Below are 15,021 nucleotides of genomic sequence, written 5' to 3' on the forward strand. Positions count from 1 at the left end.
ATGCCTTCACTTGTTCCTTATTGAATCTCGCCATCGGTGCCATCCTCTCAAACCAGCCTTTCTTCTATTGTAATCGGGTTTGAGAGTTTACACAGAATATTTTACAGACTCGCCAGATGCGTAAAAATGGTGTTGGTTTATGCGCAGTTACTGACCTCTTTGAATTACATACTCGACAAATACCTTATTTATATTCCTTTTTTATTCTGAGAAATTCTTCTGTTATTTGTTGTTTTACAAACTTGCTACTTGCAAATGCATTTTTAATATTTATCAGATATAAACATCTTAAATAGAAAGCAAAGCATCTATATTCATTAAATTTTACTTCTATTGTTTCATCTTTATTACGATTACCTTCCCATTCTGCCCTCATTATTGGTTCTTTGCCTCTTACAAGTCTAATAGTAAAATAAACTTCAACTTCACCATCTTGATTTTTAGTGTATAAATTTTGTTCATCCCAAGTTAATACAATAGTCGCAGATTCAAGATTAGAGATAAATGCTGATACTAAATCGAAATATAGATCAATTTCAGTTATTTCTGGTATTGAATATTCGTGCTCCATTTTATTCCTGATTCTATTCAACTTTGTCAATGAATTAGAGTTGAAAACTCCTATTGCATTTAAGTAATCTAGCTTTTTATCGAATCTTAAATTTCTTTTCTTTAATTCATCATTAAGAGATAGGGCATGAAAGAACGTGTCAAGTTGACAATCAACTGCTCTTTTTAAATTAGAAACACAATTAATTAGCGATTCTGTTGTACCTAAAATGAGTTGATTCTCGGCAAATTTCAAGTAATCTCTTGCGTATAAATCGAAATCAGGCACTTTAAAACCTGAACCGCCCGATGCATCTTCTTCAAGCCTTTCAATATTTTGCTCTAGGAAATTTGATAATTTTTGTATTTTTATGAGTTCGCCCACATGGTCCACCTCTATTATAATTTGCAGTAATTACGCATAACGTCTCATTTACGAAGTGCGCAAATAGTCCATTTCCTTTCCGAATTCATGTGTATCACAATCATACCATGAATTTGGAAAACATTGTCGCATTTGGTCATACAAAAATCCCCTAGACCCTATCTCTAGAGGGACAAACATATTCTTTCCTCCATCACTCCTACAGTCCTCTAAATCCTTCTTGACAACCCTATTTTTCGCCGTCACTTATGGTACGGTTCCCCCCGCATAATTTTAAACACCCGATAAACCTGCTCCGTCAGCACAAGACGCAGCAACTGATGCGGATAAGTTATCCGCCCAAAAGACAGCTTCATATTAGCGCGGCGCATGACTTCATCAGCGAGCCCCAAGCTACCGCCAATGACAAAAGCGATCTGGCTTTTCCCATACGTACCGAGCTCCTCCACATGTTTCGCTAATTGCTCTGACGTCCACATCTCACCTTCAATTGCCATTGCGACAACGTAGGTATCCTGCTTAATATGGCCCAGTATCCGCTCGCCTTCCTTCGCCTTCACCTGCTGCTCTTCACTCGCGCTAAGCTGCTCCGGCGCTTTCTCATCCGCTACCTCGACCAGCGTTAGCTTCGCATACGGAGCCAAACGCTTAGCGTATTCCGCGATCCCTTGCGTTAAATATTTCTCTTTCAGCTTGCCCACTGAAATAATCTGTATTTGCACTGACAACTTCTCCTTTATTCGCAGCCTGATTATCGGCCTGTCCTATTAGTAACAATCATACCATCCGCCCGCAGCAAAAACACTTTTGTAAGTCCAGAAAAAAAGGCCAACCAGACAACTATCTGGCTGACCTTATGATTCAAAAACCTAGACTCCATCCTCGCAAGTCCATTAGGCTTTATAGCTCATCAATTCCCATCAGGCTTCATCACTTACTTAAGAGCTTCTCAAGCTCGCCATTTCCTCGCGACCGCTTCAATCTGCTGCGGCGAAGTCCGGCAGCAGCCTCCAATAATACGGGCGCCGGCCTCATACCAGCCCTCCGCTTCCTCCAAGAAGCTCGGGCAGCTCCCCTCGCCATGCCACGTCTTCGTCTCCGGATTATAGCTTTCCCCGGAATTCGGATAAACAATAACGGGCTTCTGCGAGTGAGCGCGAAGCACCTTAATCGCCTCCGCCACGACAGCGCCGGGGGCGCAGTTCATGCCGATCGCGGCAATCTGCTCGCTTTGCGCGAAGGCAGCCGCGCATTCCGCCAGCGGAGTGCCTTCGCTGATCGCCGTTTCATTTTTCAATGAAAACGACAGCCACGCATACACGCCCGGAAATTCCTTCAATAAAGCATCCAGCACTCTGGCTTCCTGTAGGGAAGGTACGGTCTCAAACGCCAATAGATCCGCACCAGCTTCAATAACCGCTGCCATTCTTGGACGGTGAAACTCCGTCAGTACCTCATCCGTCACGCCATAGTTGCCAACATACTCCGAGCCATCCGCCAAATACGCGCCATATGGCCCAATGGAAGCAGCAACGAGCGGCTTCGGTCTTTTCGTGGCAAGAGCGCCAGCTTGCGCAGAAACATCACCATTACCCTCCTGAGCAGCACCTGCATCCGCACCCTCTTGCTCCCAATAATCATCACGCGCTTTCCGCGCCAGCTCTACTGTGCTCTTGATCAGCTTCAAAGCTTCCTCTTCGCTAAGCCCGCGTTTGCGAAATCCATCCACCGTCGCCTGATAGCTCGACGTCGTCGCGCAATCTGCTCCTGCGCGGTAATAATCCAGATGCACCTGATAAATCAGCTCAGGCTGTGACAGCAGCACCTGCGCCGACCACAGCGCGTCATTCAGATCGCAGCCATGCCGCTCCAGCTCCGTCGCCATTGCACCATCCAGCACCATAATGGAATGCTCTTGCAAAATATCTTCTATAACATTGTGCGCAGCACCGTTAGGCTTTCCCATAACGTTTTCCTCCCCTTTTCCTACTATTTATCCATCTCTTTTTCTTTCAGCTCTATATTTCCCGTCACTTCAAGTAACCTCAAGTCACTTCAAGTCACTTCAAGTCACTTCAAGTCACTTCACGCCCTGCCTCACTCACTACTTCTTCACCCGATAAAACACATAATAGCTACCGTAGCACAGCGCAATAAACGGAACCCCGCAATACAGCGCAATCCGCTGTGTCGGATCAAACGCGATGCCGATGCAGGATGCTAAGCACAACAGAAACGAAGCAATCGGCACAAAAGGATACCAAGGCGTCCGGTACGCCAGCTTGTCCACCGAGTTCCCCTCTCGAAGATACTGTCTGCGGAACATAAACTGCGAAGCGCTAATGCTCATCCACACGACGACAACTGCCAGCCCCGATATGGACACCAGCGCAATATACACCGTGCCTGGCGCAACAATACTGGAGAGCAGCGCAAGCCCGCCACCCATCATACTCAGAATGACAGCATTCAGCGGCACGCCATGCTTCGACAATTTTGCAAACAAAGGCGAAATGGTCTTCTTATCGGCCAGCGACCACAGCATCCGCGACGACGCATATAATCCGGAGTTCGCCGCCGACAAAATCGCGGTCAAAATAACAAAGTTCATCACATCAGCCGCATACGGCACGCCAACCCGCTCCATTACCGTCACGAAGGGACTTTCCGTTACCCCCGCCTCCGACATAGGCAGCAAGGCCGACAGCACAACAATCGTTCCAATGAAAAAAATAACGAGACGAAACAGCGTCGTGCGAATCGCTTTCGGAATCGTCTTCTCAGGATTCACCGATTCTCCCGCTGCAATCCCGATCAACTCCGTGCCGGAGAAGGCGAAATTCACCGCCAGCATCGTCAATAAAATCGCAAAGGCTCCATTTGGAAACCACCCTGCGCTCGTAATATTGGATAATAAGGGCGCTGGCTCCGAATCCGCCATTGGCACAATGCCGAACATCGCTCCTGCTCCGATGACAATAAACAGCACAATCGTTAAAACTTTTACAGATGAGAACCAAAATTCCGATTCCGCAAAAAACCGCACCGATCGTGCATTTAAGACAAATATTAACGCAGCAAATAACGCGCTCCAAATCCAAACATTAACCGACGGGAACCAGCGCTGCATGAGCAGCCCCGCCGCCGTAAATTCCGAGCCTAACGCAACCGTCCAGGTGAGCCAGTACAGCCAAGCGACGGTGTAGCCCGTAGCGGGACCGAGATATTTTGCCGCATAGCTGTGAAACGCTCCCGTCTCCGGCATATGTACCGACAGCTCGCCCAAGCACAGCATAACGAGATATACCGCGATGGCTCCAACCAAATAGGACAAAATCGCGCCAAACGGGCCCGCCTGCTGAATCGTATAACCGGAGCTTAGGAACAGGCCCGTCCCAATAACACCGCCAAGCGAGAGCATAACGATATGCCGCGCCTGCATTTTCCGCTGAAACTGCTGCTTACTTCCACTGTCCACGTTCATTCTCCTAGGTATCAAATTCAGAAAAGCGCAAACGGCACCCGCCGTCCTTTGGCGGCAAAGCTACCGTTTTGCGGGTGAAATATAAAAACACACTCCCTTTCGAAAAAGAGTGCGCCACTAACGAATCCATGGATTCGCATTAACAGATTTTAATAATCTCTCGCCCTGCAACAAGTTACCTTCAATATATCGAGCTGTCAGGTTCATGTCAATGTTAATATTGACCGACATCTTGACAAGCAGAGCAGCACGCATTAAAATTTGCAAGTGTGATGATGAGAATCATTATCATCAATTTAGCATAAAGACTTTGGGGGTCTTGCCGCATTACAGTCATTCACAGTATTTTGAAGTTTTTCGAGTCCGTCAAAATCATTTACAGACGCCACGGCGTTAAAACAAAGGAGAGAATTTCATTGAAAAAGCTTTTTCTTCCATTCTTACTTATCCTTATGCTCGTAATCAGCGCTTGCGGCAATGGTGCAGCCTCGAATGGCAACGCCAGCAATGCAGCGGCATCTACAGCACCATCCGAATCACCAGCAGCCAGCGATGCAGCGGCTTCCACAGAGCCAGCGGCAACGGGAACGATAACGTACCAATCGGAGCAAGGTCCTGTCGAGGTACCAGCAAACCCGCAGCGCGTAATCGTGCTTTCCTCTTATGCGGGTAACGTGATGGCGCTCGGCGTAAACCTCGTCGGCGTAGACGACTGGTCCAAGATGAACCCTAACTTCGAAGAGACTTTGAAGGATGTTGAAGCGGTAACCGACGAAAGCCTGGAGAAAATCATCGAGCTTCAGCCAGACCTGATTATCGGCCTTTCCACCCTCAAAAACGTGGACAAGCTCAAGCAAATCGCCCCAACAATTACTTACACCTACGGTAAAGTGGACTACCTAACACAGCAGCTCGAAATCGGCAAGCTGCTCAACAAAGAGAAAGAAGCAACCGTTTGGGTTGAAGACTTTAAGGCTCGCGCTCAAAAAGCTGGTGAAGACATTAAAGCAAAAATCGGTGCAGCTTCCACCATTTCCGTTATTGAAAGCTTCGATAAGCAGCTTTATGTGTTTGGTGACAACTGGGGACGCGGCACTGAAATTCTGTATCAGGAAATGAAACTGAACATGCCGGAGAAAGTAAAAGAAATGGCATTGAAGGACGGCTATTACGCCTTGTCCGCTGAAGTGCTGCCGCAATATGCTGGCGACTATGTTATTTTCAGCAAAAATCCCGATGCCGACAACGCGTTCCAGAACACCGATACGTATAAAAATATTCCTGCCGTGAAAAATGGCCACCTCTACGAAGTCAATGCGAAAGCCTTCTACTTCAACGATCCGATTACGCTGGAATATCAGCTGGAATTCTTCATTAAGAGCCTGCTGGGCTAATGCTTCATCCATATATGTTGAAGGAACTCTTCCTGCAAGAGTTCCTTCTGTATGCTGACGGAAGGAACGGATGAGATACTGATGAAGAACAAGAAGCGCTCCATCCCTTTTATTTTCAAACTGATTGGCTGTCTATTTATCTTTGTCGTCTTATTTGTACTATCGCAAATTTATGGTGCGGCAGATGCTACCGCCAAGGACGTATGGCTGGCTATTGCTTCGAATGAGGTGAGCGACAGCATTCTCGTCATTCGCGAGCTGCGGCTGCCGCGTGAGGTAGCCGGTATTTTGGTAGGAGCCGCGCTCGCTGTGGCTGGAACCATTATGCAGGGCGTTACCCGCAACCCGCTTGCCGATCCAGGATTGCTTGGCCTGTCCTCGGGGGCGAGCATGGCGCTGGCGCTCATCCTTGCTTTTGCTCCAGGCGTAGGCACGTTCGGCATTATGCTGGCCTGTTTTTTTGGCGCGGCGCTGGGCGCTTCTCTCGTCCTGCTGCTTAGTGCCATGCGCAGAGGCCAGCTGTCCCCTACCCGAATCATTCTTGCCGGGGCGGCGGTATCTGCTTTTCTGTACGCCGTATCTGAAGCGGTCGGTCTTTATTTTAAAATATCCAAGGATGTGTCCATGTGGACGGCTGGAGGGCTAATTGGTACGACGTGGGATCAAGTTCAAGCGATTTCTCCCGTTATTATTATTGGGGTTGTAATCGCACTGTTGCTCTCGAAGCAGCTCACCATTATGAGTCTCAGTGATGATGTGGCCGTTAGCTTGGGCCAGCGGCTCGTGCTGATTAAAGCCTTATTGTTCGTTGTCGTTATTGTGCTAACTGGCGCATCGGTCGCCCTTGTCGGCAATATCGCCTTTGTCGGCCTCATGATCCCACATATTGTCCGTACTTTTGCGGGCACCGATTACCGTGCCATTATGCCCTTATCCGCCATTACAGGCGCTTCTTTCATGCTACTGGCCGATACGATGGGGCGTACTATTCATGCGCCATACGAGACGCCCGTTGCTGCCATTGTTGCGATGATGGGTTTGCCTTTCTTCCTGTTCGTCGTAAATAAAGGAGGGGGAAAACGCTCATGATTCCAACTGCTCTTATTCGAAAACAACGGCTCATCGTCCTGTCCAGCTTGCTGCTTATTGTTGCAACTGCCATTGTCAGCATGGGCCTAGGCGCTTCGTCACTGTCCTATAATCGGCTCATTCCGGTCCTGCTCGGCGATGGGGTGTTTAAAGAAAATTTCGTACTGTTCTCAGTACGGATGCCGCGCATTATTATTACGCTGCTCGCAGGCATGGCACTAGCTTTGTCCGGCTCTATCCTGCAAAGCATTACGCGCAACGATCTTGCCGATCCCGGCATTATTGGCATCAACTCGGGGGCAGGCGTCGCCATCGCGATATTCTTTCTTTATGTTCCGATAGATGTCGGCTCATTCGTCTATGTTCTGCCGCTGGTCGCTTTTATTGGCGCGGTCATAACAGCGGGGCTGATCTATTTGTTCTCCTACCGCCGTTCGGAGGGACTGAACCCTGTCAAGCTTGTTCTGACCGGTGTCGGCTTCTCGCTCGCGCTGTCCGGTATTATGATTGTCATTATTTCGGCGGCAGAACGACAGAAGGTGACGTTTATTGCCCAGTGGCTGGCGGGAAGCATTTGGGGGACCGATTGGCCGTTCATTTGGTCGCTGCTGCCGTGGCTCGCCATCTTGATTCCATTTACGCTGTACAAATCCACGCGCCTGAATCTGCTTGGGCTTGGCGAGCCCACCGCCATTGGCGTCGGCCTGCGGGTCGAGCGCGAGCGCCTCGTCCTGCTGCTGACCGCTGTCGCTCTTGCTGCCTCAGCGGTAGCTGTGACGGGCGGCATCGCCTTCGTCGGCCTTATGGCACCGCATATCGCCAAGTCGCTTGTCGGCCCGCGCAACCAGTTGTTTATTCCCGTCGCCATCTTGATGGGCGGCTGGCTCCTTCTGCTGGCCGATACAGTCGGACGCAATCTCGTCGATCCGGACGGCATTGCCGCAGGCATTATGGTTTCGCTAATCGGCGTACCTTATTTTGCTTATTTGCTGCTCAAAAAATAAAGCTAGTCACCGTTTAAAGGGGCTGCCCCATAAGTCATGAAAATGACTCCGAGGCGCCCCTTTTGCTGCATACTCTATATTCACTGCGGTCTCGCCTGCTACTTGTTAGACTGAGCGGTATATTTGCTTGCCCCTTGGCTGCGCGCCCTGATCATCCGGTTCCAGCGTAATACCGATGGAGTCAAATGACAGCGTCTCCGATGCTAGGGGGACGGCCAATACAGCAACACCCTGATCGTTGGCGACACGCATCGTTCCGGCGCTTTGGCGAACGCCATCCTTAACCATCCATACTTGATAAGACTCTTCGCCAATTGTTTTTGCAGCACCGAACAAATAGACAACAAACTGCGTATTTTGTCCGCTTCCCACAACGCACACTACGCCTGAGCTCTCCCCCTGCTGCGCCACCGTCTCCAACAGCACCATTTGCTGTATTTCGGCTGCGGGCAAGCTCAGCGCTTGATCAATGGACAGCGGAAGGCTTGATTTTTCCTGATACAACCATACATTCCCGAGCAAGCTGGCTGTCAGCATGATCAACAGCAAAACGGCCGATACGGCCATATATGATCTTTTCCTTCGCTTACGCCAGCTTATCCTGTTTGTCCCGTCCATCTTGTTTGTTTGTTCCGCTCCCTGCTGCTCCTCAGCCGCAAGCACCGCATCCATAACCTGCTGCTTCAAATCCATTGGTGGCTCCAACCATTCCATATCGACAGGAATTGCCTCCCATGCCATACGCAGCTCTTCCATTTCAACCTGACAAGCTTCACAGCCGGAGAGATGCCGTTCAAAGGCAAGCTGCTCCTCCTCGGTGCAAGTTCCTGACAGAACCTCTAGCGTCAAATCACAAAGCTTCTTTTCCTCCACTGTCATCCCTCCCCTTCAACTGCCAGATGTCTGCGTAATATTTTTAATGCTTGATGCAATCTGCTTTTGACTGTTCCAAGCGGCTCCTTATAACGGGCAGCTAACTCGCTCAGGCTATATCCGTGCCAATAAAAATGCTCAAGAAGCTCTATTTGCTGTTTCGACAGAAAGCGATAGGCGCTTTGGAGCTGAGCCTTCAGCGATTCACGCTCCACATATTCCTCAGGTGAAGCAGCCCGTTTATCAACGAACTGCTCCAGCTCCTCTGGGAGATAGGAAATGATATCAGCCTCCTGCCTGCGCTGCTTACGCAGCCAATCCGTCGCCAGATTGCGGGTTATCGTAAGCAGCCAGCTCTTAAATTGCCCTTTTTCTGAATGATACTCCGATTCGGTCGTCCACAGCCGTACAAAAACAGATTGTACAATCTCACGGGCAGCCTGCTCGTTTCCTACCGCTTTTCGGGCGAAGGAATATACCAACACCGCATAACGGTCATATAACTCGGACAAAGCATCATGCCGCTTTCGCTTTACGAGCAGCATCAGTTCATAATCGGAATGATTCCGCATACCGCAGGGCCCCCAAGTCGGCATCGTTATATTGTTCATTTTTCTACTATAGCTAAATGGTTAGCCGGCCGTCACTTTAATTAAACCCGTCATGCCTGGGTGAGGGGTGCAGAAATAGCTGAAATCTCCCTCTTTATCGAAGGTAATGATCTTTTTTTCACCTTCGCCGAGCAGACCCGTATCAAAAGATTTATCATCCGCGGTTGCTGTATGCTTCATTTTATCCCGATTAATAAACGCCACCTTGTCTCCAACCTTAATATCCAATTCGGCAATCGAAAACGCAAAGTCTACAATTTCAACGACATGCGTAACGCTAGCAGGCTCTGCCTTCGGCGTCTCTGTAGGCTTGGCAGATGCCGGTGTTGAGCTGCTGGAACTCGCCTCTGGTGTAGCAACAGGCTTAGGGGTTGGCTTAGGCGTCACCGTTGACTTAATTACGCTCACCTTGTCCTGCGGACTCGCAGATGCTGCTGCATTGCCGCTTCCACTCCCTGTTGTTTCATCCTTCTTCGCCGTTGACGGCTTGTCTGCATTTTCTGTAGCTATTTCATCCGGTTTATCGGTTTGGGCTGTATCGCTTGGTTTAGCTTCATGTTCTTTATGAGGCTGATCCTCCGTTTTAATCTCTGCGTTGCCGTTTTGGGTGTTAGTCTCAACATTTGTCTCAGCTGCTGTTCCTGTCTGATTTCCTTCTGGTGATGCTTCCATTGTAGGACTGCTGCTGCTTGCTGGCACCTGATTAGCATCAGATTCCGAAGATGTACTCGAGCTTCCACAAGCAGTTAGAATCAACATCGCAGCCACCGTCAGCCAAGAGGCTGACATTCGAATATGCTTTATAATAGTCTATCCCTCACTTTACAATAATTTGGCCGGTCATAAAACTTTTGTGGGGCTCTCAAAAATAATCATACGTTCCTGGCTTATCCAGCTTAATGGAAGCCGATTCACCTTTGCCAATCAGCGGAATGGCGAAGGTTCCGTCCTTGGCCACTGCGTTATGCTTCATATCGTCCAGGTTGGTGAAGATGATCGTCGATCCTGCCTCCACCGTTAACGGGCCAGAACCAAATGAAAAATCCTTAATATCAACACGATACGTTTTGGATGTCGATGCAGCTGAAGCAGCCGCTTCCCCGGCAGTAGTACCTGTAAACTTCGCCGGATCGATTACGAACCAGACGTTATTCACATCTTGCCCCAGCGTATCGCCATGAGCTTTGTCCGCAATAAACGTATACAACGGATATCCTTTATAGGTTGCCTGAGTTGTTCCGTCTACTCGCTTGATGGAGCCAAAATCAGCTTTGGACAAGGTGGACGGTACACTGCCTCCTGCTATGCTATATGCTGGCCAGTTAACAAGACATTGGCCTTCACATACGCTTGTCTGTGGAGCATCGTTGTCAAAATAGTACAACGTGCGTCCCATGCTATCTGTCAAATAATGACCCAGCACGCTGTTCGTTCCAAGCATTACGGAATAATCCGGCTTGGCTACAAACCAAACATCCGAAACCGCTTCACCCTGTACATCGCCCGGCATCGAATCCTTAATGAAGTAATACAGCGGCCAGCCTTTATACATCCACTGCTTCGTACCGTCCTTGCGTGTAAGCGTAGTGAAATCAGCTGCGTTAAGAGATGTCGGAATTTGCAAACTCTCAGAGGTAAATATAGGCCAATTTTCAATACACGAGCCTGTGCAGGCATTCAAATCCTGCGCATCCTTCGTGAACAAATACAAGGCGCGTCCTTTTCCGTCAGTGAAATAGGTGCCCAGCTTCTCATTTGAGCGCAAGGCAATCTGTTCGCTGCTGGCCAGCGCCGTGTCCTTAATAACACCATCCGCCTTCAACCTATCGAGCAGCGAATGACCATGAGCTGTAGTCGCCGTGAGCGCTTCGATCAGCGCAGTAGCGATATGGCTGTTGGTCAATGCGGCAGTTCCGGAAATCTGGACAAGACCTTTGCCAGCGGCAAATGATTCGGTGAGTTTGTATTGGAAGTCACTCCCTGCTTTGTAGCCCATTGATTCCAATATCGCCTTATACAACTGCTGCGAGCTGATTGGTGAGAGCGGGTCGAACTTCGCTCCACCCGACCCGGACCAGCCTGCTTGCGGATGATCCTTTAAATAAGCAAGCACCGGCTGATTGCTCTTTCCTGCCAGACTGGCATCCGCAAAGGTACGGCTGCCTTTATAGGCGAGCGCTTCCGCAAGCTTACCTTGCAGACGAAGCGAAATAAGCGCTGCCTGGATTCGGGTGCTCTTTTTGGCCAGATAAGCCGCGTTCACACCTTTTCCCTCTCCAACCAATAAGCCTAGCGACTCCGCCGTTTGAGCATAGGTCTGTACCTGCTCGCCCGCCTTCTGACCTTCCTCCGCGGCAGTGGCCGTGGCAAATGGCATTACAAGGAATGCACAAATTACAAAAGCGACAATCAAGCTTTTTCCTTTTCTCATTTCATCATTCTCCCATCTAAAAATAGCTTCTATTAAGAGATAACGCCCAATATGCAAAACCGGTTTGCCCTTTCATCAAAAAAAAGAAAACATTAAAAAAAGAGCCCTACTCAAAGTCATAAAAATGACTGAGAAAGGCCCTTTATCTTCATCCTATTTTCAATAATTAATAATTGAACTCATGCTATACGACAAGAAACAGTGCCCCATCCTCGCATAAATCGCATTTGCGCGGCGGGTCCCAGTCTGCAAATTCCGTTTCCTTCAAATCTACGATATCCGGCGCGTCCTCGTACTCATCAACGAACTTATCGATCGCTAGCTCCACGTGTTTTTTGCATACACAATACATAGTTGGTTCGCTTCCTCTTCTGCTTGATTTAATCAGGGTGTTGTCCCTTTGCCTTCCGTTAGCATAACAAACAACCTGCATAATGTGAAGCCAGAACCTATCAGTCAGAAAAAAAAGAGCCGCCGCAACAGGCTTCCTCCCTGTTCACGACCGCTCTCCCTAATAGGATGACGATTTTTATTCTTCCACCTTATCGGTTAAATCCAATTGCGCCGTCGTCAGCTTGCCGTCCCGGTAGAAGGTCACTTCCACCTTGTCGCCGATATGCTTCTTGGAATAAAGGTACTTCCGCAGCTCCATCGTACTGCCAACGGCCTGCTTATCCAGCTTGACGATCACATCGTTGAAGACGAGGCCAGCATCCTTCGCTGGACCAACCGCCTCGAGCACAATGACGCCAGCACGGACATCCTCCGGCAAAATAAGCTGCCCTGCTCCTTCAGCCTCTTCATCGCTGCCATCCTTCGAGCTGCCAGCTTTCCCGCCAGCGCTGCCGCCCTGCTGTGCAAAATATTGCGCCAAGTCCATCGTGTACACGCCCAAATACGGACGCGGCACATAGCCTTTTGCGAGCAAATCGCTTACGATTGGCATCGCATTGTTCGTCGGAATGGCGAAGCCGAGACCCTCCACGCCGATATCGGCGATTTTCATGCTGTTGATGCCGACAACCTGACCATCGAGATTAATGAGCGGGCCGCCGCTGTTGCCTTGATTGATGGATGCATCCACTTGAATAACCTCTTGCTCCCAATCATAGTTGCCATCCTGGTTCAGCGAGACAGGCACGATTTGACGTGTTTTGCTCACGATACCCATCGATAAGGAATCGCCCAATCCGAGCGGATTGCCGATGGCAATGACGAATTCAGCCGGCTGCAGGGCAGAGGAATCGCCGATTTCCGCAACGGTATCAATGCCCTTGTCGTCGATTTCCAGAACAGCCAGATCAGAAATTTGATCTTCGCCAACCATTTTCGCCGCGCGCTGCTCGCCGCTAATGAGCGTCACTTTAAGCGCATCCGCATCGACGGTGACATGATAGTTTGTCATAATATAGGCTTTACCATTTTCTTTTTTGAAAATAAACCCTGAACCAACGCCAGCCTGCTGCAGGCTGTTCTTCTCCGTGCTGTCTTTGCTTTCAGCCTTGCTGCCTTCGCCTTCTTCATTCGGAACGCCCATGCTGAAAACCTGCTGCTGTTCATTAATCACGCTGACAACTGCCGGCCTAACCTTCGCCGAAGCCTGAATCGTCTTCATTTCCAGCGATTCGCTGTCACCCGACATCTTCGCTGTGGAAACCGCCTGCACTTTGGCACTGCCGCCAACTCCACCATTAAAGAACAGCCCGAACAGCAGCACAGCCGCTATTGCGCTCGTAGATGAAGAGATAAAGGCAATGCGCACACTGGACCAATTCCGCCTCGTCTGCTTGCTCGACAAGATGCGCCGCTCCTTGCTGAAGGCGCGTGTGCGTCTGGATACTTTCGTCGAATAGAAATCGTCATCGAATAATCCCATATCTATCTCTCCTCTCGATGTCCGGCCGACATCAAGACTATTTGGTATATCTCTCGATCCAAATCCATGCTGCTAGGAATAATTTCGGAAGATTGGACTACAATAATAATAGATTACAATTTGCAGCCAAGCGTAAACGGCTGTCGCCGTCCTCTGGCGGTAAAGCTAACGTTTCGCGGTGAAATATAAGCGGAGTATAAGGGGAAACTTATACATGCTTATATTTTGGAAAAATCATTTTAGGACGATCAGCTTTCTATTTCATTGCCAAAGGAGCTTGATTTTAATGAAAAAACCTTCTTCCATCCCATCCGCTTGGGAGCACGTGCAGCTCGGCGCAATGCTCGCAGATTTGAAAGAGGAGCACTATCGTACCGTTCTAACCTTAAGCGCTTTGCTAGAGCTTCTGCTAGAGAAAGGCATTATCACACTAGAGGAATTACAAGCCAAGACTAGCCAGCTTGACGGGCAAATGGATGAACAGCTTCAGAAGCTTATTTCTTCTTCACTTCGTCCCATGGCGTAGGCTTGTCGTGATACGTATGCCGCAGGGGGAAGTCCTCTTTTTTGAAGAAAATCCCGTTGTCTTCTAATATATTATTAACGGTTAGCATCGCTAAGTCCATTAAATTATGATCGAGGCTAAGATGGGCCAAATACACCCGTTTTGTCCGGTCAGTCAGCAGCTCGCAGAGCGCTTCCCCAGCCGCTACATTGGATAAATGTCCGACGTCGCTTAAGATGCGCCGTTTCGTATTCCATGGATAACGCCCCATACGAAGCATCTCCGTATCATGATTGGATTCCAGCACCAGCACATCCGAATCGATGATCGCCTGCTTCACCTTATCGCTCATATAACCAAGGTCGGTCGCCAGACTCAGCTTAACGCCCTGATCGACGAACGTATAGCCAACCGGCTCCGCAGCATCATGCGAAATCGGAAAAGACTGTACCTGCAGCGATCCAAAATTAAGCGTGTCTCCTGTCTCGATCACGATGCGCTTATCGGCATCGATTTTGCCAACATGCCGCTCCATCGCGCCCCAAGTCGCTTCATTCGCATAAATAGGCAGCTCGTGCTTGCGCGCAAAGGCGCCGAGCCCTTTAATATGATCGGAGTGCTCATGCGTGACGAACAGCGCATCCAGCTGATGGCCGAACACTCCGCGCTCCTTCATGAGCTCCTCCATTTTTTTGGCGCTAAGCCCCGCATCGACGAGTACCATCTTGTCGCCATTATTGATAATTGTGCCATTCCCCGTTGAGCCGCTTGCCAGTACTGTAAACCATAGTCCCATTTCCGCCTCGTCCTATCCTTTCTC

General features: G+C 49.3%; 15 protein-coding genes. 4 read left to right on the plus strand and 11 right to left on the minus strand.

Translation table 11 applies throughout. From position 1 onward, the window contains the following. Window positions 1–184: 184 nt before the first annotated feature. The 4 genes from AC50YG_RS29735 to mmuP all read right to left on the minus strand — a co-directional run bounded on the left by AC50YG_RS29735 (window position 185) and on the right by mmuP (window position 4,412). Window positions 185–934 (minus strand): hypothetical protein, encoded by a 750-nt coding sequence (locus AC50YG_RS29735; RefSeq protein WP_494832304.1) that lies wholly within the window; start codon window positions 932–934, stop codon window positions 185–187. Between the two features lie 242 nt (window positions 935–1,176). Beyond that, complete coding sequence (gene rlmH / locus AC50YG_RS29740) at window positions 1,177–1,656, minus strand: 23S rRNA (pseudouridine(1915)-N(3))-methyltransferase RlmH (protein ID WP_494832306.1); 480 nt, start codon at window positions 1,654–1,656, stop codon at window positions 1,177–1,179. A gap of 227 nt (window positions 1,657–1,883) precedes the next feature. After that, on the minus strand, window positions 1,884–2,900 hold the full coding sequence (gene mmuM / locus AC50YG_RS29745) for a homocysteine S-methyltransferase (protein WP_494832308.1): 1,017 nt from the start codon (window positions 2,898–2,900) through the stop codon (window positions 1,884–1,886). A 138-nt stretch (window positions 2,901–3,038) separates the two neighbouring features. Continuing rightward, window positions 3,039–4,412: an S-methylmethionine permease gene (mmuP, locus tag AC50YG_RS29750; RefSeq protein ID WP_494832310.1), complete on the minus strand. Its 1,374-nt coding sequence runs from the start codon at window positions 4,410–4,412 to the stop codon at window positions 3,039–3,041. A gap of 422 nt (window positions 4,413–4,834) precedes the next feature. Between mmuP and AC50YG_RS29755 the strand changes: the two genes are divergently transcribed. The 3 genes from AC50YG_RS29755 (at window position 4,835) to AC50YG_RS29765 (ending at window position 7,905) form a co-directional block, all read left to right on the plus strand. Next, complete coding sequence (locus tag AC50YG_RS29755) at window positions 4,835–5,812, plus strand: iron-hydroxamate ABC transporter substrate-binding protein (protein ID WP_494832312.1); 978 nt, start codon at window positions 4,835–4,837, stop codon at window positions 5,810–5,812. A gap of 81 nt (window positions 5,813–5,893) precedes the next feature. Continuing rightward, window positions 5,894–6,901: a FecCD family ABC transporter permease gene (locus AC50YG_RS29760; protein WP_494832399.1), complete on the plus strand. Its 1,008-nt coding sequence runs from the start codon at window positions 5,894–5,896 to the stop codon at window positions 6,899–6,901. Further along, entirely contained in the window at window positions 6,898–7,905 is a 1,008-nt protein-coding gene (locus AC50YG_RS29765; RefSeq protein WP_473756046.1) for a FecCD family ABC transporter permease, read from the plus strand. Before AC50YG_RS29760 ends, AC50YG_RS29765 begins: the two co-directional genes overlap by 4 nt. 105 nt (window positions 7,906–8,010) lie before the next feature. Here the strand turns inward: AC50YG_RS29765 and AC50YG_RS29770 are convergent, their stop codons facing one another. The 6 genes from AC50YG_RS29770 to AC50YG_RS29795 form a co-directional block, all read right to left on the minus strand. Next, window positions 8,011–8,778 (minus strand): anti-sigma factor, encoded by a 768-nt coding sequence (locus tag AC50YG_RS29770; protein ID WP_473756047.1) that lies wholly within the window; start codon window positions 8,776–8,778, stop codon window positions 8,011–8,013. Window positions 8,779–8,780: 2 nt separating this feature from the next. Next, window positions 8,781–9,350, minus strand: a complete 570-nt coding sequence (locus tag AC50YG_RS29775) for an RNA polymerase sigma factor (RefSeq protein ID WP_494832314.1) — start codon at window positions 9,348–9,350, stop codon at window positions 8,781–8,783. Between the two features lie 60 nt (window positions 9,351–9,410). Continuing rightward, window positions 9,411–10,148, minus strand: a complete 738-nt coding sequence (locus tag AC50YG_RS29780; protein ID WP_494832316.1) for a cupredoxin domain-containing protein — start codon at window positions 10,146–10,148, stop codon at window positions 9,411–9,413. 103 nt (window positions 10,149–10,251) lie between these two features. Continuing rightward, window positions 10,252–11,820, minus strand: coding sequence for a plastocyanin/azurin family copper-binding protein (locus tag AC50YG_RS29785; RefSeq protein ID WP_494832318.1), 1,569 nt, complete (start codon window positions 11,818–11,820; stop codon window positions 10,252–10,254). Window positions 11,821–12,004: 184 nt separating this feature from the next. Further along, window positions 12,005–12,172 carry a CxxH/CxxC protein gene (locus tag AC50YG_RS29790; RefSeq protein WP_338553732.1) on the minus strand — a complete coding sequence of 56 codons (168 nt, stop codon included), beginning with the start codon at window positions 12,170–12,172 and terminating at the stop codon, window positions 12,005–12,007. A gap of 177 nt (window positions 12,173–12,349) precedes the next feature. Continuing rightward, the gene (locus tag AC50YG_RS29795; protein WP_494832319.1) at window positions 12,350–13,696 is read right to left on the minus strand and encodes a S1C family serine protease; all 1,347 of its coding nucleotides are present in this window, start codon (window positions 13,694–13,696) and stop codon (window positions 12,350–12,352) included. A gap of 286 nt (window positions 13,697–13,982) precedes the next feature. Between AC50YG_RS29795 and AC50YG_RS29800 the strand changes: the two genes are divergently transcribed. Beyond that, window positions 13,983–14,222: a hypothetical protein gene (locus AC50YG_RS29800; RefSeq protein ID WP_473756053.1), complete on the plus strand. Its 240-nt coding sequence runs from the start codon at window positions 13,983–13,985 to the stop codon at window positions 14,220–14,222. On the opposite strand, the gene AC50YG_RS29805 is transcribed toward AC50YG_RS29800, so the two are convergent. Further along, complete coding sequence (locus AC50YG_RS29805) at window positions 14,191–14,997, minus strand: MBL fold metallo-hydrolase (RefSeq protein WP_494832321.1); 807 nt, start codon at window positions 14,995–14,997, stop codon at window positions 14,191–14,193. The genes AC50YG_RS29800 and AC50YG_RS29805 overlap by 32 nt on opposite strands. Between the last annotated feature and the right edge of the window lie 24 nt (window positions 14,998–15,021).

This window comes from Paenibacillus sp. J31R34 (genome assembly GCF_059383715.1).

Excerpts from the sequence above, each read along its gene's own strand:
- mmuM (WP_494832308.1), bottom strand. The coding sequence starts at position 2,900 with ATGGGAAAGCCTAACGGTGCTGCGCACAATGTTATAGAAGATATTTTG.
- AC50YG_RS29795 (WP_494832319.1), bottom strand. The coding sequence starts at position 13,696 with ATGGGATTATTCGATGACGATTTCTATTCGACGAAAGTATCCAGACGC.
- AC50YG_RS29780 (WP_494832316.1), bottom strand. The coding sequence starts at position 10,148 with ATGTTGATTCTAACTGCTTGTGGAAGCTCGAGTACATCTTCGGAATCT.
- AC50YG_RS29775 (WP_494832314.1), bottom strand. The coding sequence starts at position 9,350 with ATGCGGAATCATTCCGATTATGAACTGATGCTGCTCGTAAAGCGAAAG.
- AC50YG_RS29785 (WP_494832318.1), bottom strand. The coding sequence starts at position 11,820 with ATGAGAAAAGGAAAAAGCTTGATTGTCGCTTTTGTAATTTGTGCATTC.
- AC50YG_RS29760 (WP_494832399.1), top strand. The coding sequence starts at position 5,894 with ATGAAGAACAAGAAGCGCTCCATCCCTTTTATTTTCAAACTGATTGGC.
- AC50YG_RS29790 (WP_338553732.1), bottom strand. The coding sequence starts at position 12,172 with ATGTATTGTGTATGCAAAAAACACGTGGAGCTAGCGATCGATAAGTTC.
- AC50YG_RS29805 (WP_494832321.1), bottom strand. The coding sequence starts at position 14,997 with ATGGGACTATGGTTTACAGTACTGGCAAGCGGCTCAACGGGGAATGGC.
- AC50YG_RS29800 (WP_473756053.1), top strand. The coding sequence starts at position 13,983 with ATGAAAAAACCTTCTTCCATCCCATCCGCTTGGGAGCACGTGCAGCTC.
- AC50YG_RS29765 (WP_473756046.1), top strand. The coding sequence starts at position 6,898 with ATGATTCCAACTGCTCTTATTCGAAAACAACGGCTCATCGTCCTGTCC.